The sequence below is a fragment of the Pseudomonas sp. genome (assembly GCF_051660785.1).
In the GTDB taxonomy this organism is placed as follows: domain Bacteria; phylum Pseudomonadota; class Gammaproteobacteria; order Pseudomonadales; family Pseudomonadaceae; genus Aquipseudomonas.
Genome location: NZ_JBOFQE010000011.1, coordinates 1 through 22612 on the forward strand (window position 1 = coordinate 1; position 22612 = coordinate 22612).

The 22612-nt window shown below is 58.5% G+C and carries 18 protein-coding genes; 8 read left to right on the forward strand and 10 right to left on the reverse strand.

Annotated features, from left to right (window positions below; translation table 11 throughout):
- Window positions 1-184: 184 nt before the first annotated feature.
- The 4 genes from ACRC4F_RS03180 to ACRC4F_RS03195 all read left to right on the forward strand — a co-directional run bounded on the left by ACRC4F_RS03180 (window position 185) and on the right by ACRC4F_RS03195 (window position 6194).
- Complete coding sequence (locus ACRC4F_RS03180) at window positions 185-1600, forward strand: sigma-54 interaction domain-containing protein (protein WP_438658047.1); 1416 nt, start codon at window positions 185-187, stop codon at window positions 1598-1600.
- A 287-nt stretch (window positions 1601-1887) separates the two neighbouring features.
- Window positions 1888-3279: a GntP family permease gene (locus tag ACRC4F_RS03185; RefSeq protein ID WP_438658048.1), complete on the forward strand. Its 1392-nt coding sequence runs from the start codon at window positions 1888-1890 to the stop codon at window positions 3277-3279.
- A gap of 7 nt (window positions 3280-3286) precedes the next feature.
- Window positions 3287-4060, forward strand: a complete 774-nt coding sequence (locus tag ACRC4F_RS03190) for a 3-hydroxybutyrate dehydrogenase (protein ID WP_438658049.1) — start codon at window positions 3287-3289, stop codon at window positions 4058-4060.
- Window positions 4061-4238: 178 nt separating this feature from the next.
- The gene (locus tag ACRC4F_RS03195; protein WP_438658050.1) at window positions 4239-6194 is read left to right on the forward strand and encodes an acetoacetate--CoA ligase; all 1956 of its coding nucleotides are present in this window, start codon (window positions 4239-4241) and stop codon (window positions 6192-6194) included.
- Window positions 6195-6200: 6 nt separating this feature from the next.
- Here the strand turns inward: ACRC4F_RS03195 and ACRC4F_RS03200 are convergent, their stop codons facing one another.
- Both ACRC4F_RS03200 and ACRC4F_RS03205 read right to left on the reverse strand, forming a co-directional pair.
- Window positions 6201-10073 (reverse strand): hypothetical protein, encoded by a 3873-nt coding sequence (locus tag ACRC4F_RS03200; RefSeq protein WP_438658051.1) that lies wholly within the window; start codon window positions 10071-10073, stop codon window positions 6201-6203.
- Window positions 10074-10198: 125 nt separating this feature from the next.
- Window positions 10199-11308: a PilT/PilU family type 4a pilus ATPase gene (locus tag ACRC4F_RS03205; protein WP_438658052.1), complete on the reverse strand. Its 1110-nt coding sequence runs from the start codon at window positions 11306-11308 to the stop codon at window positions 10199-10201.
- 121 nt (window positions 11309-11429) lie between these two features.
- On the opposite strand from ACRC4F_RS03205, the gene ACRC4F_RS03210 reads away from it, so the two are divergent.
- Both ACRC4F_RS03210 and ACRC4F_RS03215 read left to right on the forward strand, forming a co-directional pair.
- On the forward strand, window positions 11430-13967 hold the full coding sequence (locus tag ACRC4F_RS03210) for a PAS domain-containing protein (protein ID WP_438658053.1): 2538 nt from the start codon (window positions 11430-11432) through the stop codon (window positions 13965-13967).
- A 53-nt stretch (window positions 13968-14020) separates the two neighbouring features.
- Complete coding sequence (locus ACRC4F_RS03215) at window positions 14021-14296, forward strand: peptidylprolyl isomerase (RefSeq protein WP_007898282.1); 276 nt, start codon at window positions 14021-14023, stop codon at window positions 14294-14296.
- 122 nt (window positions 14297-14418) lie between these two features.
- Here the strand turns inward: ACRC4F_RS03215 and ACRC4F_RS03220 are convergent, their stop codons facing one another.
- The 8 genes from ACRC4F_RS03220 to ACRC4F_RS03255 form a co-directional block, all read right to left on the reverse strand.
- Window positions 14419-15354 carry a sugar kinase gene (locus ACRC4F_RS03220; RefSeq protein WP_438658054.1) on the reverse strand — a complete coding sequence of 312 codons (936 nt, stop codon included), beginning with the start codon at window positions 15352-15354 and terminating at the stop codon, window positions 14419-14421.
- A gap of 142 nt (window positions 15355-15496) precedes the next feature.
- Window positions 15497-16714, reverse strand: coding sequence for an amino acid deaminase (locus ACRC4F_RS03225; protein WP_438658055.1), 1218 nt, complete (start codon window positions 16712-16714; stop codon window positions 15497-15499).
- A gap of 39 nt (window positions 16715-16753) precedes the next feature.
- Complete coding sequence (locus tag ACRC4F_RS03230) at window positions 16754-17518, reverse strand: IclR family transcriptional regulator (RefSeq protein WP_438658056.1); 765 nt, start codon at window positions 17516-17518, stop codon at window positions 16754-16756.
- A gap of 226 nt (window positions 17519-17744) precedes the next feature.
- On the reverse strand, window positions 17745-18134 hold the full coding sequence (locus ACRC4F_RS03235; RefSeq protein WP_438658057.1) for a RidA family protein: 390 nt from the start codon (window positions 18132-18134) through the stop codon (window positions 17745-17747).
- A gap of 30 nt (window positions 18135-18164) precedes the next feature.
- Window positions 18165-18956, reverse strand: coding sequence for an amino acid ABC transporter ATP-binding protein (locus tag ACRC4F_RS03240; RefSeq protein ID WP_438658058.1), 792 nt, complete (start codon window positions 18954-18956; stop codon window positions 18165-18167).
- Entirely contained in the window at window positions 18953-19615 is a 663-nt protein-coding gene (locus ACRC4F_RS03245; RefSeq protein WP_438658059.1) for an amino acid ABC transporter permease, read from the reverse strand. The genes ACRC4F_RS03240 and ACRC4F_RS03245 overlap by 4 nt, the downstream gene beginning before the upstream one ends.
- An 8-nt stretch (window positions 19616-19623) precedes the next feature.
- The gene (locus tag ACRC4F_RS03250; protein ID WP_010460889.1) at window positions 19624-20286 is read right to left on the reverse strand and encodes an amino acid ABC transporter permease; all 663 of its coding nucleotides are present in this window, start codon (window positions 20284-20286) and stop codon (window positions 19624-19626) included.
- 52 nt (window positions 20287-20338) lie between these two features.
- A complete protein-coding gene (locus ACRC4F_RS03255; protein ID WP_438658060.1) occupies window positions 20339-21187 on the reverse strand; it encodes a transporter substrate-binding domain-containing protein in 849 nt (282 codons plus the stop codon).
- A gap of 432 nt (window positions 21188-21619) precedes the next feature.
- Here ACRC4F_RS03255 and ACRC4F_RS03260 point away from each other — a divergent pair, with 432 nt between their 5' ends.
- Both ACRC4F_RS03260 and ACRC4F_RS03265 read left to right on the forward strand, forming a co-directional pair.
- Complete coding sequence (locus ACRC4F_RS03260) at window positions 21620-22039, forward strand: hypothetical protein (protein WP_438658061.1); 420 nt, start codon at window positions 21620-21622, stop codon at window positions 22037-22039.
- 67 nt (window positions 22040-22106) lie between these two features.
- Complete coding sequence (locus ACRC4F_RS03265; RefSeq protein ID WP_438658062.1) at window positions 22107-22550, forward strand: thioredoxin family protein; 444 nt, start codon at window positions 22107-22109, stop codon at window positions 22548-22550.
- Window positions 22551-22612: the final 62 nt, after the last annotated feature.

Here is a 22612-nt window from a genome sequence, read left to right on the forward strand (position 1 = left end):
GCTCGACCAGAAACGGTTAATCGGGCATTTTTATGAGTGTTCACTCGGGGCCTCCAGGTACTTGGTTTGGTTCGCACCTCCAATTTCCCGGAAAAGCCCCGAGTGAACAACCTACAGAGAGATCACAGCTAGCCTGCTAGCGATAGGGCCCTCCACGACAATACATATTCCGGATCTGACCTCTATGAACACCACCGAAAGCCTCAAGGACTATCAGCGCGTTCGCTTGCTGGCGATCCGTTCGTTGTTCGAGATCATCGAGCAGTCCAGCGAAGGCACGGTGATTGTCGACCGCGATGCAAACATCGTCTGGATGAATGAGCGCTATGCCCGGCGTTTCGGCCTGGAATCGGCGGAAGTGGCGATCGGCAAGGCCTGCGAAAGTGTGATCCCGGGTAGTCTGTTGCGCGAGGTGGTGCGCACCGGTCGGCCGATCCTGCTCGATATGCAAGACACCCCCAAAGAACCATTGGTGGTGATGCGCCTGCCGATTCACGACGACGCCGGCGTGGTGATCGGCGCCATCGGGTTTGCGCTGTTCGACGAATTGCGCAGCCTCTCGCCGATGTTCAAGCGCTACATGAGCATGCAGGAAGAACTGGCGTCCACCCGCTCGCTGCTGCGGTCGCGGCAGACCAAGTACAACTTCGCGCACTTCATCGGCACCAGCGCCGCCAGCCTCGAAGTCAAACGCCGTGCCCGACGCAGTGCCAGCGCGGAATCCCCTGTTTTGCTACTCGGCGAAACCGGCACCGGCAAAGAGCTGCTGGCTCAGGCGATCCACGGTGCTTCGCCGCGTGCGCACAAAGCCTTCGTCAGCATCAACAGTGCGGCGATCCCCGAAGCGTTGCTGGAAGCCGAGTTCTTCGGCACCGCGCCCGGTGCCTTCACCGGCGCCGATCGCAAGGGCCGGATCGGTAAATTGCAGATCGCTCAGGGCGGCACGCTGTTTCTCGATGAAATCGGCGACATGCCACTGCCGCTGCAAAGCAAGTTGCTGCGCGTGTTGCAGGAAAAGGAGTTCGAGCCGGTCGGTTCCAATGAAGTGATTCAGAGCGATGTGCGCGTGATTGCGGCCACCTCCACGGACCTGGAAGCGGCGATCAAGCGCGGCGAATTTCGCGCAGACTTGTATTACCGACTCAACGTGCTGCCGATCAACGTGCCGCCCCTGCGTGATCGCCTCGACGACTTGCCGGCGCTCAGCGAAGCGATCCTCGAAGAACTGCGCAGTCAGCATGAGTTGAACACCGAAGCGCTGGAATTGCTGGGGCAACACGCCTGGCCAGGGAATATCCGCGAACTGCGCAATGTGCTGGAACGCGCGGCGTTGCTCAGTGATGACCTGGTGTTGAATGCCGCAGATATCCGCGCGGCGATCGGTACGTTTACGCCGGTTGAACGTGCGGCGCCACGAATGATCGAGGCGATTGCGCATGAGACGTTCAGCGAAGCGCGGGAGCGGTTTGACCGGCAGTTGATTGAGTCGGCCCTGGCGCAATGCGGGGGCAAGGTGATTGAAGCGGCGGCGCGGTTGGGGCTGGGACGGTCGACTTTGTATAAGAAGATGGTCGCTCTGGGGATAGCCGAGTCTCCATAAAGAGACATAAATCTCTATTGGTAGATAGGCCATCGCGAGCAGGCTCGCTCCCACATTGGACCGCATTCTTCGAGGTAACTCGGTCCCCCTGTGGGAGCGAGCCTGCTCGCGATGAGGCCATTGCAACCCACGCAAGTCTCACATCAGAGACAAATTTATCAACAACGGCTATTAAAAATGACATATATCGTTATATTTCAATGACTTAAGTGTCTGGCACGAATCTCGCTAAAGCCCTCTCCCACAAAAGACTCACCCTACAAAAATAACAATCCAGGAGACACACCATGAGTGTGATCATTGCCTTGGCAGCCCTCACGCTGCTGATGCTCGCGGCCTACCGTGGCTACAGCGTTATTCTCTTCGCCCCGATTGCCGCCCTCGGCGCTGTTCTGCTCACCGACCCTTCCGCCGTCGCCCCAGCCTTCACCGGGGTGTTCATGGAAAAAATGGTCGGTTTCATCAAACTGTATTTCCCGGTGTTCCTGCTCGGCGCAGTGTTCGGCAAGCTGATCGAGCTGTCGGGTTTCTCGCGCTCCATCGTCGCGGCAGCGATTCGGCTGCTCGGCACTCGCCAAGCCATGCTGGTGATCGTGCTGGTCTGCGCCCTGCTCACTTACGGCGGTGTTTCGCTGTTTGTGGTGGTGTTTGCGGTCTACCCGTTTGCTGCTGAAATGTTCCGCCAGAGCAACATCCCCAAGCGGCTGATTCCGGCGACCATCGCCCTCGGTGCATTCTCGTTCACCATGGACGCCCTGCCCGGCACCCCGCAGATCCAGAACATCATTCCCAGCACCTTCTTCAACACCACCGCGTGGGCGGCGCCGTGGTTGGGTTTGATCGGCTCGATCTTCGTGGTCTGCGCCGGCATGCTGTTTCTGCAGCGTCAGCGCAACAAGGCTCTGCTTAGCGGTGAAGGCTATGGCACCGAACTGCGCAACGAGCCGGAAACCGCGCCCGACATCAAACTGCCAAACCCGTGGATCGCCCTGTCGCCGCTGCTGGCGGTGGGGATCATGAACCTGCTGTTTACCCAGTGGATTCCGCAGTGGTACGGCAAGACCCACAGCCTTGCGCTGCCAGGCATGGCCGCGCCGGTAACCACCGAAATCGCCAAGCTCACGGCGATCTGGGCGGTTCAGGCCGCCTTGCTGGTGGGCATCATCATGGTGCTGGTGTTCGGCTTCCAGGCGATTCGCGGCAAGCTGGCCGAGGGCAGTCGAAGTGCGGTCAGCGGTTCGTTGCTGGCGGCGATGAACACCGCATCTGAATACGGTTTTGGTGCGGTGATTGCCTCCTTGCCGGGTTTCCTGGTGCTGGCCGACTGGCTCAAGAGCATTCCCAATCCGCTGGTCAATGAAGCGATTACCGTAACTTTGCTGGCCGGTATCACCGGATCTGCTTCGGGCGGCATGAGCATTGCGCTGGCGGCCATGGCCAATGACTTTATCGCCGCGGCCCATGCTGCCAACATCCCGCTGGAAGTCCTGCACCGGGTGGCCGCGATGGCCAGTGGCGGCATGGACACCCTGCCGCACAACGGCGCGGTGATTACCTTGCTGGCAGTCACGGGCCTGACCCACCGCGAAGCCTACAAAGACATTTTCTGTATTACGCTGATCAAGACCCTGGCGGTTTTTGTGGTGATCGGTACTTTCTACGCCACTGGCATTGTGTGAGGTATTCATGACGACTCTTTCGGGCAAGACCGCACTGGTCACCGGTTCCACCAGCGGCATTGGCCTGGGCATCGCCCTGAGCCTGGCCAAGGCTGGCGCCAATCTGATCCTCAACGGTTTCGGCGATGCGTCCAAGGTCATTGCCGAAGTAGAGCAATTCGGTGGCAAGGTTGGTCATCATCCGGCCGACGTCAGCGATCCAGCGCAGATCGCCGACATGATCGCCTATGCCGAGCGTGAGTTCGGTGGCGTGGATATTCTGGTGAACAACGCCGGCATCCAGCACGTGGCGCCGGTGGAAGAGTTCCCGGTGGAGCGCTGGGATTCGATCATTGCGATCAACCTGTCGTCGGTGTTCCACAGCACCCGTTTGAGCCTGCCGTGCATGCGCGCCAAGGGTTGGGGGCGAATCATCAACATCGCCTCGGTGCACGGTCAGGTCGGTTCGGTAGGTAAAGCTGCGTACGTGGCGGCCAAGCATGGCGTGATCGGTTTGACCAAGGTGGTCGGGCTGGAAACGGCTACGACGAATGTCACCTGCAACGCCATTTGTCCGGGTTGGGTGTTGACGCCGCTGGTGCAGAAGCAGATTGATGATCGCATCGCCACCGGGGTCGAGGCGCAACAGGCGCAGCATGATTTGCTGGCGGAGAAACAGCCGTCGCTGGAATTCGTCACCCCGCCGCAATTGGGTGAGCTGGTGTTGTTCCTGTGCAGTGAGGCCGGTAGCCAGGTGCGTGGCGCGGCGTGGAATATTGATGGTGGGTGGTTGGCGCAGTAATCATTCAACACCCCTGTGGCGAGGGAGCTTGCTCCCGCTGGGTGGCGAAGCCGCCCCAAAAAGTGGTCGCTTTGAAACACATGCGACTGCTGCGCAGCCGAACGGGAGCAAGCTCCCTCGCCACAGAAGCCTGCTCCACAGTAGCCTGTGTGTACGCATAAGAAAAAAGAGGCAAGCCATGTCCGACATCCTGTGGCAACCCAGCGCCGAGCGCATCAGCAATACCCGCATGGACGCCTTCCGGCGCTTCATTATCAAGCGGCACAAAGTCCACCTCGACGACTACCCTGCCCTGCACCAATGGTCCATCGATCAGCGGGTCGCATTCTGGCAGGCGATCGTCGACTTCTTCGACATCCGTTTCCATGATCAACCGGACGCAGTGCTGGTGGAAGGCCCACAAATGCCCAGCGCCCAGTGGTTCCCGGGCGCCAGCCTGAACTTCGCCGAACACCTGCTGCGCCGTCGCGACGATGCCATAGCGGTCATCGCCATTGGCGAGAACGGCCAGCGTGAACACCTGACCTGGGGCGAACTGGCCGAGCATGTCGCCGGTTTTCAAAACAGTCTGAAAGCTGCCGGCGTCGGCCTCGGCGACCGCGTCGCTGCGTGCATGCCCAACACCTGGCAAACCCTGGTGGCCATGCTCGGCACCACCAGCCTGGGGGCGATCTGGTCCTGCTCGTCACCGGACTTCGGCACCCAAGGCGTCATCGACCGCTTCGGCCAGATCGAGCCGAAAGTACTGATCACCTGCGCCGGTTACCGCTATGCCGGCAAGGACATCGACCAGACCGCCAAGGTCAATGAAATCCTCGAACGCCTGCCGTCCTTGCAGCAGTTGATCGTCGTGCCGTATGCCCGGCCACAGGCGCACATCGAGCATTTCCACACGCGGGCCAACGTCACACTGTGGGATGATTTCTACGACATCGGCGGCGAGCCGGATTTCGTCCCGGTGCCTTTCGCCCATCCGCTGTACATCCTCTATTCCAGCGGCACCACCGGCGTGCCGAAATGCATTATCCACAGCACCGGCGGCGTGCTGCTGCAACACGTCAAGGAACACGGACTGCATTGCGATCTCGGCCCCGGCGACCGGTTGTTCTACTACACCACCTGTGGCTGGATGATGTGGAACTGGCTGGTTTCGGCCCTGGCCGTGGGCAGCGCGGTGGTGCTGTACGACGGCTCGCCGTTTCATCCAGAGCCTCAGCGCTTGATCGACCTGATCGACGATGAACGCATCAGCGTCTTCGGCACCAGTCCCAAATTCCTTGCGACCCTGGAAACCAACGGCGTCAAACCCCGCGAAAGCCATGACCTGAGCAGCCTGAAGACCCTGCTTTGCACCGGTTCCGCGCTTTCACCGCAGAGCTACGATTTTGTCTATCGCGATTTCAAGAGTGAGCTGTGCCTGGCCTCGATGTCCGGCGGCACCGACATCGTTTCATGCTTTGTGAACAGCAACCCTTTTGAGCCCGTGCGCCGTGGCGAAATCCAGGGCAAGAGCCTGGGCATGGCGGTGGAAGTCTGGAACGACGACGGCAAGCCTGTGATCGGCGAAAAAGGTGAACTGGTCTGCACCCGGCACTTCCCGGCGATGCCCATCGGCTTCTGGAACGACCCGCAGCAAGAGAAGCTGCACGCTTCCTATTTCAGTCAGTTCCCCGGCGTTTGGTCCCAGGGCGATTACGCCGAGCAATTGCACCACGGCGCAATGATGATCCACGGCCGCTCGGACGCGGTGCTCAACCCCGGCGGCGTACGCATCGGCACGGCGGAAATCTATCGTCAGGTGGAGAAAGTCCCGCAGGTGCTGGACAGCGTGGCCATCGGTCAGCAATGGCAGGACGATGTGCGGGTGGTGCTGTTCGTGAAGTTACGCGACGGCGTCGAGCTGGATGAAGCCTTGCAGCAGCAGATTCGCCAGGTCATCCGCGCCAACACCACGCCCCGGCATGTACCGGCGAAGATTGTCGCAGTGACCGACATTCCTCGGACCATCAGCGGCAAGGTTGTTGAGCTGGCCGTGCGCAATGTGGTGCACGGGCAGAAGGTGAAAAACACCGATGCATTGGCCAATCCCGAGGCGCTGGAGCAATTTCGGGATCGGCCGGAACTGGCTTATTAAACGGTCTTACTGAACGATCGCACCGGGCCTGCCGGTGCCATGTGCAGGCGACTGAGCAGTCATCTGCGGGTTGTTCAGCGTGATCAGAACCGGAGAATCGATTGCGCTATCGGGACTGGCTGCCAGTGCGCGCCGCAGGGTAGTCATGTTGCGTTCGTAGCCAACCTTGTCCGTATGCAGCTGGCCCAACAGTGAAGTGGCCACAGCCAGCGAGTCAGCGTTTTCAAGGGCTTTGGAGCTGGCATGGCGGGCATTGCCCTCATCGGTAACAGCCAGTTGCCCGGACGCAAGGTTCAGCAACGCAGCGATGTCCAGCGACTGTCCACCGTCAACACCGCCGGCGTCGCGGGCATAACAGACATCACCGATCTGCGCAGGTCCGTGAAACAGCTCATGGATCAAGTCGTCAGCCACGACGTCATGGTTGAAGCCCAGCCCGACGAAGTGCCTGTTGAGATTGGGGGTATAGATCTCAATGAACTTCGTGCCGGATTGCCCGGTTGCACTTTTCCATTGCTGATAGGCGCTCTTGTCGAAAGCGGCAAGGTGTTGAGTATGCTTGAGCGGGTCGAGTAGAAAGTTACTGAGCGAAACACCCGCGAAGTCTGCCCTGACCGCTCTCAGATAATTCAAAAACCGATTAACGACATCGTCCGAGTCGCTTCCCAGCAGCAGCTTGGCGACTGAACGGCGTTCCGCCTCAAAGTCACTCCGGGTCAAGGCATTGATCGCGTTTTCGATTTTCGTACGGGCCCGCGGCAAGCTTTGTTCAATGAACTGGCCGGTATAGCTGACAGGCAATGTCTTGGGAGCCCGCGGCAACAGGACAGGGGAGACAAAGGCAAAGTTGTCCAGTTTCGGCCCCCAGGGCTTGCCGAGGCGGTCGAGGGCATACCATTGGAAATTGTTGCGTGCCGCCACCACCGTGAGCGGATCACCGATTGCGCCGCGGGGCTGCCAGCTTCCCATCCCGGAATGGGCATTATTGGCTGCGCGGACCAGATCATAGGATTTATGACTGCCATGGAGTCTGCCCAACTGTGACTTCGCCAGAGCAAGGAGCTCTTCAGCCTGCCTGCTCAGACGTAATGCGCCTTTATGGATGAGTTTTCCTGCACCATAAAACACCGTCGGCACGTCATCCACGGGATTGAACAGGGAAACGGATGTCACGAAGGCAAGCCTGGTCAGGCGCGTAGCTTTGGAGGACAGGGCAACAGCCTTCGACGAGATGCTCAGTGCTTTGGCACCTACCCCCACAAAGGCACCTCCCACAGCAATAGCGTCCATGACGCATCCATAGACGCCGTCGACCACCTTGTTGTGCTCACCGGAAGATAAATCCTCGATGCATTTTTTGAAAGGAACCACCAGATTCACTATGTAATCCGCAGTTTCCTCGCCCTTTTTACGTTCGCTTTCGAGCGCTGTCGGTTCAGTGGCCATTGACTCAATTTCGCCAAAAGTCCTGAACGGATGATTGTTCAGAATGAACTCGGCGATTCGCACAAGCTGCGGATTGCCAAAGTTCCTGTAAGTACTCTGCTGCCGCGCAACCACAGACGTTGGCTCAGACAATTCACCCAGCTTGTCAATAATCGCCATGCTGCTGGCGTAACTCTCTGCCATAGCCCCGTCGATGTACTCGTCAAGGGTGAGTGGCAGAGATTCGAGAGGTGTGGGGACCACTGGCGCATTCAGGTCGCCGTTGAAATCCATTCTGGCGGCAGCCTGCAATTTTCCAGTCGCGGTGATGAGCGCACCGAGAGCGTTGTTTTTCCGCAGCTCACCGCGCAAGGCAAACAACTCATAACACACCACCGTGTTTGCGTACGTAGCACACATTACGATGCCAAAGCGGCCCCTGACAGCATCCTTGTTTCGCTGGGTTTCGTAAGTCGTATAAACAGGCACCGGCAATGCTGTGAAGTAAGTCTCTGTCTCTGTCGCCTGAGGGCGAATGGTGAAGAAGGTGATTTTTCCTTTCAGGAAGGCTTCCAGATCATGGGGAAGCATATGTGCAAGCGCCAATGTGATATTGGTCACGAGCGCTTTGTTCAAATTGCCAAGATAATCGTGCAGTTGGCGATGGAATTCAGTGATGTTGGGCGTCAGAGTCCGCAGCCCTGGAAAACGGCGATAAATGCTGACGACGGAAGGATCATAGTAGGTGGGCCGTTTGTAATTGGTTACACCGGAGTGCAAATCAGGCGTTTTTGAAATAACGCTGTCGGGGAAAACAGCACGCAGATCCCACTGGCGATTCGTCTGATGATGTGACAAATGCAGGTCACCAGACATATGCAGCTCGACCATGGACATGGCGGTGGGCGATGCACCCAGGCCCGGATGCTGGTAAATAACTTTATTGTCGAGGAAATCACAATCGGGGGCTGCTCGTTGCAACGCTTCCCGTGCAATGGTTTTCCTGTCGGGCATGGGAACGGAATACACCCGTGCCAAATGGGTGAACTGCTCTGTGAACGCCTCAAAGGCGGCAATTGCCCGCTCTGTGGTTTGCGTCGTCGCTTGCGTGAGTTCGCTTGAACTGACCACGCCATTGATCAGCGCCCAGTCAATGATCGGATCGATCATTGCCAGGTCCCACAGGCGAGACAGCGGCGTGCTGACAGGTTCCAGTTCGGCGTACGCCATAATCTGAGCGTAGGTCAGCACCCGCGATGCACCTTTTTTGACCGCTTCCACCAGCGCAACACCCCGGCAGAAGCACACCCAGGCAACAGAGCCCAGTGTCAACGAAGATGGAACGCCTCTGACCAGAAATTCCGGCGCGATTTCCGCCAGCAGCAAGTGCGAGGCCAGCGGCGCCACCGCAGGATCAACCCAGCCTTTGGTATAGAGAAAAGCCTGCAGATTCTCGCGCACAATGGCCGGCGACCGCTCGACGTTGTCCGGGGCATACAAGGCGAACCCACCGATATTCTTGTGGTTGCGAGAACTGGCGAACGACGGATAAAGGTCCAGTAAGACAGTCGTTATCAATAGTTGCTGGAGGTCGATAGAAGTGGCACCTTGCCCGGATTGCGCACCGAACCAGCCCAACTCCTCGATGAGTTTTCTGGCACAAGCCTGAGCCACCGGATGTTTGACCAACTGAACAATTCGCTCGTCGGCATTATCCGGCGTTGCAATGACGCGACCCGTATCGCGGTAAAGCTTGTCGAGCAGTTTCGTGTTCCTGCCTATAAGTTTGGCAGTGGCCTGCTGAATGGCTGCGTGTTGTTCAGCCGACAATACGACTAACGACGGATCATCTGCAACAAGTTGCCCCCAATAGTTACCCAGCTCATCAACTTCCGGATCAAATTCGAATAGCCTGATAAGGTTTCGGGTTTCACTTGCATTCTTCGGGACGGCCAGCCCATGAAACTTCAGCCATTGATCCACATAAACAAAGTCCTCAGTATAGATATAACCACCGGCCTGTTTGGCGATATCCCCGATCACCACCAACTTCTTGTAGTAGTGGGATCCCTGGGCGACATTCACATCAACGGGTTCCCACACCGTCGTTTCTGACCTGTATATTTCCAGGCGGCCGGTGTCATTAATACGAGTTGCCGCCATGTTCTCGGGGCGATGGCGACGGAGCTCATCCATCACCACCGTGTAATTGGCCAAGGTGTTCCAAGCCACTCGGCCAGGCATGTGTAGTTCATAAAGCGAAGACCCTTTTGCCAACTCAAATTCATAACCTTGCCAATTGTAGGGCCCTTCATCCTCTTGATCCTCGAAGACACTTTTCAATAAACCCACTACCATCTGTCGCTCAGCAGCGTCGGCCTTTAACCACTGATATTGCAACTCGGAAACCGCCCCGGACATCGGACAGGTTTTATATTTTAACTTCACAGACATAAAACAACCTTATGAACTAAATTCGCTGATTAATTAAACGGATGCGAATCCTTACTCATCCACGAATAACTAAACAGCAAAAATTCATAAGACAACATTTCACAACCACTGACCTTACCAACACATCAATCCATCAAGCCCCAGTCACCACCGGGTGCACTAACAGTAGATGTTCCACTTCCATAAAGTTTGAGACGCAGTTTCAGATTACTCAGCGAGTCCGCATGTTTTAGCGCCTCTTCCTCACTGATCACGCCTTCCACCACCAGTGCATACAGTGCGCCATCGAAAGTCTGCATCCCTGACTCTGCGGACTTTTCCATGATGTTTTTAAGTTCGTCCAGTTCATTGCTCCTTATCAAGTCACCAATCGTCGGTGTTCCCAACATCACTTCCACTGCCGCCCTGCGCTGCCCGTCAAGTGTACGCACCAATCGTTGGGACACGAATGCCTTGAGGTTGTTGCCCAGGTCGTGCAGCAGCTGGGTATGACGCTCTTCAGGAAAGAAATTGATGATGCGGTCCAGCGCCTGATTGGCGTTGTGCGCGTGCAACGTGGAGATCACCAGATGGCCAGTATCGGCAAACGCCAGCGCATGCTCCATGGTTTCGCGATCACGGATTTCGCCGATCAGCACCACGTCCGGTGCCTGACGCAGGGTATTTTTCAACGCGGCATGAAAACTGCGGGTATCGACGCCGACCTCGCGCTGGTTGATGATCGACTTTTTGTGACGGTGGATGTACTCGATCGGGTCTTCAATGGTGACGATGTGGCCGGCGCTGTGACGGTTGCGGTAATCGATCAGCGCCGCGAGTGAGGTAGACTTGCCGGAATCGGTGGCGCCCACGAACAGTATCAGTCCTTGCTTGAGCATCACGGTTTCGAGCAGCACCGCGGGTAACTTGAGGTCCTCGAATCGCGGAATGTCGAGTTTGATGTTGCGCGCCACGATCGACACATTGTTGCGTTGTTTGAAGATATTGACCCGAAAGCGCCCGACACCGGCCAAAGAGATCGCCAGGTTCATCTCCAGTTCCCGATCGAACTCCAGACGCTGTTCGGCGTCCATGATGGACTCGGCAATCGCCGCGACTTCTCCCGGTTTGAACGGCTGATCGGTCAGGGGTTTGAGCACGCCGTCAAATCGGGCACTGGGTGGTGCACCGGTGGAAAAATAAAGATCGGATCCATTCCGATCAGCCAGTATCCGCAACAGCGCATCGATTTCCATGGCAAAAAGCACCCGCGAAGCATTCAATGAAAAAATAATGACCCATGGCGGGTCATCCAGCGTCTACCGCCCTGCAAGGATAGTAGACGCCGCCACACCGACTTGAACGCAGGACAACTTGATGAACGCAACACCGACGGGCAGCGATGCCCAGGCCTTGATCGCCAGACTGGACTGGACACGCACCCCGCTGGGCGCTGCCAGTACCTGGCCACAGAGCCTGCGCACCGCCGTGGACATCGTGATTCATTCACCGATGCCGATGCTGTTGCTGTGGGGGCCGCAGCTCACGCAGATCTACAACGACGGCTTCGCCCTGCTCGCCGGCAGCAAACACCCACACGCTTTCGGACAACCGACGCACCAGATCTGGCCAGAACTCCAGGACTTTACCGACCCCATTTACAGCGCCGTCCTACAAGGCCAGGTGCGAACCTACAGCGAACAACGCTTTACCTTGCAACGCGACGAGGGTGATTCCGACTTCTGGCTGGACTTGACCTACAGCCCGATCCGCGATGAAAACGCTCAGGTCGCCGGCATCCTGGTCACCGCCATCGAGACCAATGAACGCCGCCGCATCGCGCTGGAACTCGAACAGCGTTCAGCCGCCAGCCTCAAGGCCCAGCACGAAACCGAGCAGCGCCTGCAACTGGCGCTGGCAGCCACCGATGCCGTCGGTACCTGGGATTGGGACATCGGTGAAGACCGCTTCATCGCCGACGCGCATTTCGCCCAGTTGCATGGCATCGACCCGGCCATGGCCAGCCAGTTGCCGATCAGCGATTACCTCCACGGCGTGCACCCGGAAGACCGCGGAACGATCGCCCGCAGCATCAAACACTGCATCACCCACGGCACCGAGTACGCCGAGGAATATCGCTTGCTGCAACCCGACGGCCAGTTGCGCTGGATATTCGCCCGGGGGCGTTGCTACAAGGACCACCATGGCCGGCCGATCCGTTTCCTCGGCGCCGCACTGGACCTCACCGAGCGCAAACACACCGAGCAGGCCTTGCGTCAGAGTCAGACCGAGCTGCAACTGATCATCAACGCCATGCCGATCCTGATCAGTTACGTCGACCGCGAACAGCGGTTTCGCCTGAACAACGCCGCGTACCTGGACTGGTACGGCCTGACACCCCAGGAACTGTACGGGCGCACCATTCTTGAAGTGTTGGGCCCGGACGCCTATGCCCTGCGCGCCGAGCACATCACCGAGGCGCTGGCCGGCAAGGCCTGCTGTTTCAGTATTGATGCTCCCCACCGCGATGGGAGCATCCGCCATGCCCTGATGAATTACTTGCCGCGCCACGGCGCTGATGGAGCGGTAAATGGTTTCTACATCTTCGTGATCGACGAAACCGAGCGTAAACAAACCGAAGAAGCCCTGCGCAATCTCAACGAAACCCTTGAGGAACGGGTCGCCGCCCGCACCCAGCAATTGGCCGAAGCCAACCAGCGGCTGCAGAACGAGATGTTCGAGCGTGAGCGCGCAGAAGACGCCTTGCGCCACGCGCAGAAGATGGAAGCGGTCGGGCAACTCACCGGCGGCATCGCTCACGACTTCAACAATATGCTGACCGGGATCATCGGCAGCCTTGACCTGATGCAACGCTATATCGCCGACGGGCGCGCAGCCGAGATTGGTCGTTTCACCGAAGCTGCGGTGTCCTCGGCCAATCGCGCCGCGGCCCTGACCCATCGCTTGCTGGCGTTCTCCCGGCGTCAGTCGCTGGATCGCAAGCCGCTGAACGCCAATGAGCTGGTGCACTCCCTGGAAGACTTGCTCAGCCGCACCAAGGGCGATCACATCGAGCTCAAACTGCTGCTGGCCGACGAGGTGTGGCCGGTGAGTACCGACGTCAGTCAACTGGAAAACGCCTTGCTCAACCTGGTGATCAACGCCCGGGACGCCATGCCCGATGGCGGCGAATTGCTGATTGAAACGGCCAACGTTTACCTGGACGGCAGCGACATCACCACGCTGGAACCGGTCAAGGCCGGGGATTACGTGATGGTTGCCGTCAGTGATAACGGCAGCGGCATGACGCCCTCGGTGCTGGCCAAGGCCTTCGACCCGTTCTTCACCACCAAACCGATCGGCCAGGGCACCGGGCTGGGATTGTCGATGATTTATGGGTTCGCCCAGCAATCCGGCGGGCATGTCAGCCTGTTCAGTTTGCCGGGCAAAGGCACCAGCGTTCGTTTGTACTTGCCTCGTCTGCGCGCCACAGAGCCGGAAAACGTGTTGCTGCCGTTGACGGGCGAAGCGCCGCCAGCGATTGCCGGTGAAACCGTAGTGCTGGTGGAAGACGACCCGGCGGTACGCATGCTGGTGCTCGACCTGCTCAACGAGCTGGGTTATCACGCCCACGAAGCCGAAGACGCCAAGACCGCCCTGCCCTTGCTGGAATCCGACCTGCGGGTCGATCTGCTGGTGACTGACGTGGGCTTGCCCGGTATGAACGGTCGACAACTGGCGGAGATCGCTCGCCAGCACCGCCCCGAACTCAAGGTGCTGTTCATGACCGGTTACGCGGAGAAAGCCGCCGAACGCCAAGGTTTTCTGGAGGAAGGCATGGACATGGTCGCCAAACCGTTTTCCATCGACCTGTTGGCCAACAAGATTCGCACGATGATCGGCCAACCGGAGTGAGTTGAGGCATAATCGCGCGCCCCGCTGTCACGACCGTTGCAAGGTAAGCCCCCATGAAAGCTCAAGCCCGCCATATTCTGGTGAAAACCTCGGAAGAAGCCGAGCAGCTCAAACAACGCATCGCCAAGGGCGAAGCTTTTGATGTGCTGGCCAAGAAGTACTCGACCTGCCCGTCCGGCAAACGCGGCGGCGACCTCGGTGAAGTGCGGCCCGGGCAAATGGTCGGCGTGATCGATGCGGTGATCTTCAAAAAACCGCTGCGGGTGGTGCATGGGCCGATCAAGAGCAAGTTCGGGTATCACCTGGTGCAGGTATTTTACCGGGATTGATCGGGTTGGCTTGAGGCCCCCGTGGTGAGGGGATTTATCCCCGTTGGACTGCGCAGCAGTCCCATCTTTTGGGGCCGCTACGCGACCCAACGGGGATAAATCCCCTCGCCACAGAGGTTGCATCAACTTTTGGGGATCAGTGCTCCTGGCACTTGAATCACCCGACTCGCCAACCGATGCCCCGCTTCAGCCGCCTCGACCGCGCTCCCGCCCTTGAGCCGACTGGCGAGATACGCCGCACTGAACGAATCCCCCGCCGCCGTCGTGTCCACCACTCGCTCGACCTTCTGCGCCGGCACCTCGAACGACTCACCGTCACAGTGAATCAGGCACGCCTCGGCCCCGCGTTTGAGTACCACTTCCGGAGTGCCAATCTGCTCGTAAGCGGCGAATACCGCCTCGCAATCGGAAAAATGAAACAGCGCCTGCTCGTCATCAACGGTCAACAACGCCAGATCGACATAGGGCAAGACGCTTCGATAAGCCGTCCGCGCCTCTTCGACTGAGGCCCACAAACGTGGCCGGTAGTTATTGTCGAAGACGATCCGCGCATCTCGCTGCCGGGCTTCGATCAGGGTTTCCAGCAGCTTCTCCCGACCTTGTACGCCGAGCACCGCCAAGGTGATGCCACTGAAATACAGCACGTCGTAATCCGGCAGCGCGGCCAGGATCGGCGCGGCGGCCGGGGTGGTGAAGCAGTCGCGGACGGCCGCTTCGTTGCGCCAATACAGGAAACGCCGCTCGCCGGCAGCATCGGTCTGGATGCAGTACAAACCGGGCAGGCGACCGGGCAAGCGCTGGACCATGCCCAGACCGATGTTCTCGTCGGCCCAGGTTTGGCACATGGCATCGCTGAAACTGTCATCGCCCAGCGCGGTGACGTAATCGACGACGCCGCTCGCGCCCAATTCCCGAGACAGGTAGACCGCGGTGTTCAGGGTATCGCCGCCGAAACTTTGTTGCAGCGTGCCGTCGGCGCGTTGCTGCAGCTCGATCATGCACTCGCCGATCAGGGCGATGCGCGGGGTGTTGGGGCCGAGGGTGTTGATGGTGTTCATTGTTTTTGTGGTCTCTGGTGTTGCGATGTTGTCTGGGCGGATGCCATCGCGAGCAGGCTCGCTCCCACAGGAATCTTGTGAACACTGAATATCCAATGTGGGAGCGAGGCTGCTCGCGATGGCCGCACCTCGGTCTCAAGCCTTAGAAACAGGTTTCCATGGTTTCGATGACGTTCAGCTGCTCATCCACCAGACACCCCGTGCGCCACTTGTCGAACGTCAGGCACGGGTGCGAAGTGCCGAACGAAATGATATCGCCCACTCGCAACTCAACCCCCGGCGCGACCGTCATGAACGCATGCTGGTCCATCACCGCCGTCACTTTGCAGGCACTGACATCGTCGCCATTCGCCGGGATCACTCCAGCCTTGTAACGCAACAGCGGCACCGGCAAGCCAGCGTCATAAGCCACATCGCGCTTACCCAGGGCAATCACCGCAAACCCCGGCTCCGGCAACGATTGCACATGCGCCCAGACTTCCAGCGCCGGGCGCAGGCCTTCGTGCAAATCACTGCGACGGTCGAGCACGCAGCATTGCGCTTCTTTGTAGATGCCATGGTCGTGAGCCACGTAGCTGCCGGGGCGTAACACGCTGAGGAAACGTCCGCCGGCGTTCTGCGCTTCGAATTCCTCGGCAATCAAGTCGTACCAGGCCGAACCCGAGGCGGTGATGATCGGCTTGGGAATCGCAAAGGCGCCGCTGTCCTGCAACTGCACGGCCAGACGCACCAGAGATCCCGCGAATGCGCGGATGCCCGTGACTGCATGATCACCATGGATCACGCCTTCGTAACCTTCGATGCCGGTCAGCGCCAACGCCGGTTGCGCATTGATGGCTTTGGCCAGTGCGATGACTTCATCTTCCGTGCGGCAACCACAACGGCCGCCGACCACGCCGTACTCGATCATCACGTTCAGGCGCACACCGCGCGAGGCGAAATACGCGCCCAGGTCCGCGACGTTGTCCGGGTGATCGACCATGCAATGGAAATCGAAGGTCGGGTCGGCCAGCAGGTCGGCGATCAGCGCCATGTTCGGCGTACCGACCAATTGATTGGCCATCAGCACCCGACGCACGCCATGGGCGTAGGCTGCGCGGGTTTGCGTGGCGCTGGCCAGGGTGATGCCCCAGGCGCCGGCGTCCAGTTGGCGGCGGAACAGCGCAGGGGTCATGCTGGTTTTGCCATGAGGCGCGAGTTCAGCGCCGCTGTTGCTGACAAACGTCTGCATCCAGCGAATGTTGTGTTCCAGCGCTTCGCGGTGCAGCACCAGCGCAGGCAGGCTGACGTCGCGTACCAGGTTGGCGCCGGTCTGGGCAAAGCCCTTTTCCACGGCGGCAGTATGTTGGGCAGTAGACATGGTCGAACTCCTCACAGTCGCGGCTGCAGCCAGCCGCTGTTATTCGTTGATACGCCGGGCCAGGCTATTGGCGCTGTTGATCAGTACCCGGCGATAGTCGTTATAGTTGTTCTTGGCGTCGTCCCGCGGGGCGACGATGCACAGGGTCGCAATCGCCACGCCACCGGGGTCTTTGACCGGAGCGGCGAAGCAATGGGTAAAGGTGTCGGCGACGCTATCGAAAGAGAAAAAGCCATCGATACCGGCCTGACGGATTTCCTTGAGAAACTGCTCAAGCGGCAGGCGTTCGCCGTCGGGCAGGATGAAGTCGTCGTGGTCGATCAGGTCGATGATCTCCTGGTCGCTCAAATGCGCCAGCAGCAGTCGCCCGGATGCAGTCCAGGGAATGGGAGCGTTTTCGCCGATGTCCGATGATATGCGGAAATGCCGCTCCCCCTCTTTCATCAACGCCACGGTGTATTTGCGGCCGTTGAGCAGGCACATCTGCGCGGTTTCATGGGTCTGGCTGACGATCTCCTGCAGGGCGTGATCAGCCTCGCGGGTCAGGTCGAAATGGCGCAAATGCGCTTGCCCGAGGAAGTACAGCTGACGGCCGAGGTAAACGTGACCGTCCTTGCCCACGGGTTCGAGAATGCGTCGTTCCAGTAGCGAAGCGACCAGTTCGTAGATCGTGGACTTTGGGCTGTCGATGCCGCTGGCGATTTCATTCGGGCGCAGCGGTTTGCCGACTTCCTTGAGGAAATCGAGGATATCGAACGCCCGGTCCAGACCGCGAGCCCGGCGCTTGATGGTGTCTTCGGTCATTTCTTCAGGTTCCCATTCAAAGTGGCCGGGATATTAACTGGCCGAGGTGGTGGTGTCAGTCAGATCCACCCCTCACCCCCCGCCCTCTCCCCAGAGGGGAGAGGGAGCCTGTTCGCATCGATGCAAATATTTTTGTCTGACCTCAAAACTTGCATCGATATAGAACAGTCCCCTCTCCCTCCGGGAGAGGGTTAGGGTGAGGGCGCTCCTCAGCTCACCGCAAATCTCAGGCCTTTTTCTTGTACGCGATGCAGTCGATCTCGACCTTGCAGTCGACCATCATGTTCGCCTGCACACAGGCCCGGGCCGGGGCATGTTCGGGTTTGAAGTATTCGGAGAAGACCTTGTTGAAACTGGTGAAATCCCGCGGATCGTCCAACCAAACCCCGGCTCGCACCACGTCTTCCAGGCCATAACCGGCCTCTTCGAGAATCGCGATCAGGTTCTTCATGGTCTGATGGGTCTGCTCGACGATGCCGCCAACAATGATCTCGCCATCCTTCGCCGGCACCTGGCCAGAAACGTGCAGCCAGCCATCGGCTTCAACGGCGCGGGCGAAAGGACGAGGCGTACCGCCAGCGGCGCTGCTGCCGGTGCCGTAACGAGTAATGCTCATGAATGTTTCTCCTGATTGAAAAGATAAAAGTCAAAACCGCGTGTTCTTGAGAAACTCAGCCAGACGCGGTGATTGCGGGCGCTCGAACAGCTCCTTGGGAGGCCCCTGCTCTTCGATGCGCCCCTGATTCATGAATACGATTTTGTCCGAAACCTCGAAGGCAAAACGCATCTCGTGGGTGACCAGCAACATGGTCATGCCTTCGTCGGCCAGGCCCTTGATCACGCTCAGGACTTCGCCGACCAGTTCCGGGTCGAGGGCCGAGGTCACTTCGTCGAACAGCATCAGGCTCGGGTTCATCGCAATGGCCCGGGCAATCGCCACGCGCTGTTGCTGACCGCCGGACAACTGACCGGGGTAGTGATCACGGCGCTCCAGCAAACCGACCCGCTCCAGCCATTTTTCCGCCAGCGCCACGGCCTCGTCCTTGTGCAGTTTTTTCACCTTGAGCAAGCCAAGGGTGACGTTTTGCAACGCGGTCAGGTGCGGGAACAGGTTGAACTGCTGGAACGCCATGCCGGTCATGGCGCGATGGCGGGCGATGACTTTTTCCGGGTGACGCACGCGCTTGCCGTTGACCTCGTCATAACCGATGGACTCGCCATCGAGCATGATCTGCCCGCCCTGGAATTCTTCGAGCATGTTCACGCAACGCAGCAGCGTGGTCTTGCCCGAACCGCTGGAGCCGATCAGCGTGACGACGTTGCCGCGCTGCATGGTCAGGTCGACGCCCTTGAGCACTTCAAGCTTGCCGTATTGTTTATGCAGGCCGCGAATGTCCAGCAGGGCCTGGTTTTGCGTCGAAACTTGAGGTTGAGTCATGGCAAGGCCACCCGCTTTTCAATGTGCCGGCCGAGTAGTTCGATGGCGTAGTTGATGACGAAAAACAGAAATCCGGCGAACAGGTAAAACTCCAGCGTCATGAAGGTGCGGGCGATGATCTGCTGCGTACTGAGCAGCAATTCCGCCACACCAATGACCGACAGCAAGGTCGAGGCCTTGACGATCTCGGTGGACGAGTTGACCCAGGTTGGCAGGATCTGCCGCAATGCCTGGGGCAACAGCACGTAACCGAGGGATTGATAAAACGTCAGGCCAATCGCCTTGCTCGCTTCCATTTGGCCGCTGGGCAACGCTTGCAGCGCACCGCGCACAATCTCCGCGACATGTGAGCCGCAAAACAGCGTCAGCCCCAATGCGCCGGCCTGGAATGCACTGATCTGCCAGCCCAACGCGGGCGCCATGTAAAAGCAAGCCAACACCAGCACAAACACCGGCGTGCCGCGAATAATGTCGACGTAGAACCGAAACGGCGCACGCATCCAGAACTTGCCGTAGGTCAGTACCAGGCCGGCAACAATGCCGACCAGCGTGCCCAGCAAAATCGCCAGCGCCGAGACCTGCACACTGGTGATAAAGCCTTGCCACAACACTTCGCGGGCGACCCATAATTCATGCAGCCAACTGGGTGATTCGTACATGGGGCCTCCTATCGGCGGATCGCCAGACGCTGCTCGAGGTAACGCAGCATCATGGCAATGAGGTAACAGGCCGCAACATAGAGCGCTGTGGTCACCAGCCAGGTTTCAATCACCCGGTAGCTCTCGACATTGATCTTGCGCGCGTAATAGGTCAGCTCCGGCACCGCAATCGCAGCGGCCAGCGAGGTGTCCTTGAACAGCGAAATGAAGTTGTTCGACAAGGCCGGCAGCACATTGCGCAGCATCACCGGCACCGTGACGTAGGCCTTGACCTGCCACTCGCCAAGACCGATCGCCAGGCCGGCTTCACGTTGTCCTTTCGGGATGCTCAACAAGCCGCCGCGGAACACTTCAGTCAGGTACGCCCCGGCATACAGCGACAGCGTGATGATGAACGACGGAATCTTGTCCAGACGGATCCCCAGGCTTGGCAACGCGAAGTAGATCAACAGAATCAACACCAGAATCGGTGTATTACGGACCACCGTCACATACACCGACGCCAGCACCCGCAAGGCGCGGTGCTTTGACAGCAAAGCAAACGCCATCATCAGGCCGATCACGCAGCCGATGGCGATCGACACCAGCGCCAGCTCAAGGCCCAGACCGAGCCCCGCCAGCAAGGTGTCGAAATCGCGCCACACGGCGGCAAAGTTCAACTGATAGTTCATGGTCAGCAGTACCTTGAACGGGGCGATTCATCACCGCCCCGCTCTCACGGGATCATTTGAATTCGACAGGAAAACCGATGGCTGGGGTCGGCAGATCAACACCGAACCACTGCTTGAAGGACGCCGCGTAAGTCGGGAACTCAACGCCGGTCATGGCTTCATGCAGGGTGGTGTTGACGAAATTCAGCCAGTCCTGATCGCCGCGTTTGACCGCGCAGGCGTAGGTCTGCGGGCTCCAGGCGTAAGTCGGGCTGCGATAGCGGCCAGGGTTCTGCACCATCAGGTATTTCACCGAGGACTGATCGGTAGCGGCGGCGTCGGCACGGCCGGAGTTCACGGCCTGATACATCAGATCAACGCTGTCGTACTGATCGACCTTGGCGTTAGGCAAGGCTTGATGCACCAGCTCTTCGGCGTACACGTTCTGCAGCACCGCCACGGTCACGCTGTCGTTGGCGGCCTTGAGGTCTTCGATTTCCTTGTACTTGCTGTTGGCTGGCAACAGCAGGCCGACGCCTTCGCGGTAGTACGGCAGGGTGAACGCCACTTGTTGCGCACGGCTGGCGGTCACAGTGATGAACTGGCAACTGATGTCGACCTTGTCGGTCAGCAGGTTGGGAATCCGCGCATCGGAGGACTGCACCACGAACTCGACCTTGGTCGGATCGTTGAACAACCCCTTGGCAATCATCTTCCCGATATCGATATCAAACCCCTGCAACTTGCCATCCGCTCCCTGGAAGTGCCACGGCGCATTGGTACTGCCCGTGCCCACAATCAGTTTCCCGCGGGCCAGCACGCTATCGAGCTTGCCGTCCGCCGCCTGGGCCACGCCCATGGCAGCAGCCGAAGCTGCGACAAGAAAAATACACGCTTTAAACAAGGAAGGTCGGCGATGCATGGCAAGCACTCCAGGGTGATATTTATTCCGCTATACCGGACATTGGTATGTAACAGCGGAATAGACAGCAGAAAGTGTGCCACAGGTTCGACGCTTAATCATAGGGGTTGGGAAAGGTAACGAATTCAACTGGATAGCGAATCGTCGAGTTGGATGGGTTGATTGTGAGGTTCGTCTGGAAGCGCTACCCCAAGCAACAGGCTGGGTAACAAGGCCACATTTGGGTGCGTTGTCCCCACCTGAAAACGTGCGTGCATGACGAGGACTTACCGGTTCCGAGATTGGACCGTTCGTCTGGATTTCGACTTTACCTGTCAGATCTGACAGTTGTAGCTTCGCTTGTATCAGCGCTCAATCCTTCCACGGTTACCCGGACGCCGTTCACGTGATGGAGCACCGACATTATGAAATACCACTTACAGGAGATTCCAAATGTCCCAACAATCTGAAAAGAGCAATTTCAATTTAGTGCGCAATGGCAATTTCTCGGAAGACGGTACGAGTTGGACACATAACTCGCCAGCGAAAGTCAGTTTTGAAGAGGGTTTCTGTCACTTGCACTGGAAGGCTCTGATTACTCAACGCATCAAGTCCAACGTGGCTGGTAACTTCAAGTTTTCCGCGCGCATGAAAGCGGACAAAGGTTTTGGGGCGCAAGCAACACTGGAGATGCTGCCTTCGCAGCAAACCGTTCACCTCCGAGTCGGTGGCGGCGATCCGTGGGCAAATGAAGAACAGATTGTCAAAGTGCCTGCGGGTACCAACGAGATAATTGTCACATTGCTCGCAAACGATGGTGTCCCAGACAAGTTCGGCGCGTTTTTTGATGATGTCGCTCTCACTCCTTTATAGAAATGATGAGCAACAGGGGGGGCACTCCCATCAAAGCTGAGTCCTTTAGTTGAATAAGGTTATTCCAATGAGCTCGCTAACCGCTCATAAAGCGCTGGCCCCGGTCTACCGCAAAGCCCTGAAAACCTGGCGTCCAGTGATTTTGTACTTCGGCAGTCAGCATTGTCCGGCGTGCGATTGGGCCGGGCCGATCTTTCGTCAGATCGCCGAGGCCTATCGGCATCACGCGGATATCTACATGCTGGACACGGCTGAATCGCCTCGACACTCGAACGTCACCGGGACACCGACTGTGCTGTTTTACAAGGATGGGAAACTGGTGAAGAAGCTAAAGGGGATTGGGACTGAGGAAACGTTGAAGGAGGTTTTCGCCAGCCACATTGGCAAGGTGAAACCAGCAAGGGTGAAGCGTAAACCGGTGCACGATCGGATGTGGTTGCAAAGGACCTTGAGCAGGCTGTGCACTGTGCCTCGCGCCGCTGAGCGGCTGAATCGGCGGGTTTGTTGGTAACCAGCGGCACTTGTTGTGTTTGATAGATCGCCTTCGCGAGCAAGCCCGCTCCCACATTGGAT

What these genes read in the sequence shown, in the direction of transcription:
- ACRC4F_RS03245 (WP_438658059.1), bottom strand. Translation starts at nt 19,615, where the DNA reads ATGTACGAATCACCCAGTTGGCTGCATGAATTATGGGTCGCCCGCGAA.
- ACRC4F_RS03195 (WP_438658050.1), top strand. Translation starts at nt 4,239, where the DNA reads ATGTCCGACATCCTGTGGCAACCCAGCGCCGAGCGCATCAGCAATACC.
- ACRC4F_RS03190 (WP_438658049.1), top strand. Translation starts at nt 3,287, where the DNA reads ATGACGACTCTTTCGGGCAAGACCGCACTGGTCACCGGTTCCACCAGC.
- ACRC4F_RS03255 (WP_438658060.1), bottom strand. Translation starts at nt 21,187, where the DNA reads ATGCATCGCCGACCTTCCTTGTTTAAAGCGTGTATTTTTCTTGTCGCA.
- ACRC4F_RS03235 (WP_438658057.1), bottom strand. Translation starts at nt 18,134, where the DNA reads ATGAGCATTACTCGTTACGGCACCGGCAGCAGCGCCGCTGGCGGTACG.
- ACRC4F_RS03225 (WP_438658055.1), bottom strand. Translation starts at nt 16,714, where the DNA reads ATGTCTACTGCCCAACATACTGCCGCCGTGGAAAAGGGCTTTGCCCAG.
- ACRC4F_RS03250 (WP_010460889.1), bottom strand. Translation starts at nt 20,286, where the DNA reads ATGAACTATCAGTTGAACTTTGCCGCCGTGTGGCGCGATTTCGACACC.
- ACRC4F_RS03200 (WP_438658051.1), bottom strand. Translation starts at nt 10,073, where the DNA reads ATGTCTGTGAAGTTAAAATATAAAACCTGTCCGATGTCCGGGGCGGTT.
- ACRC4F_RS03185 (WP_438658048.1), top strand. Translation starts at nt 1,888, where the DNA reads ATGAGTGTGATCATTGCCTTGGCAGCCCTCACGCTGCTGATGCTCGCG.
- ACRC4F_RS03240 (WP_438658058.1), bottom strand. Translation starts at nt 18,956, where the DNA reads ATGACTCAACCTCAAGTTTCGACGCAAAACCAGGCCCTGCTGGACATT.
- ACRC4F_RS03265 (WP_438658062.1), top strand. Translation starts at nt 22,107, where the DNA reads ATGAGCTCGCTAACCGCTCATAAAGCGCTGGCCCCGGTCTACCGCAAA.
- ACRC4F_RS03180 (WP_438658047.1), top strand. Translation starts at nt 185, where the DNA reads ATGAACACCACCGAAAGCCTCAAGGACTATCAGCGCGTTCGCTTGCTG.
- ACRC4F_RS03215 (WP_007898282.1), top strand. Translation starts at nt 14,021, where the DNA reads ATGAAAGCTCAAGCCCGCCATATTCTGGTGAAAACCTCGGAAGAAGCC.
- ACRC4F_RS03205 (WP_438658052.1), bottom strand. Translation starts at nt 11,308, where the DNA reads ATGGAAATCGATGCGCTGTTGCGGATACTGGCTGATCGGAATGGATCC.
- ACRC4F_RS03230 (WP_438658056.1), bottom strand. Translation starts at nt 17,518, where the DNA reads ATGACCGAAGACACCATCAAGCGCCGGGCTCGCGGTCTGGACCGGGCG.
- ACRC4F_RS03260 (WP_438658061.1), top strand. Translation starts at nt 21,620, where the DNA reads ATGTCCCAACAATCTGAAAAGAGCAATTTCAATTTAGTGCGCAATGGC.
- ACRC4F_RS03210 (WP_438658053.1), top strand. Translation starts at nt 11,430, where the DNA reads ATGAACGCAACACCGACGGGCAGCGATGCCCAGGCCTTGATCGCCAGA.
- ACRC4F_RS03220 (WP_438658054.1), bottom strand. Translation starts at nt 15,354, where the DNA reads ATGAACACCATCAACACCCTCGGCCCCAACACCCCGCGCATCGCCCTG.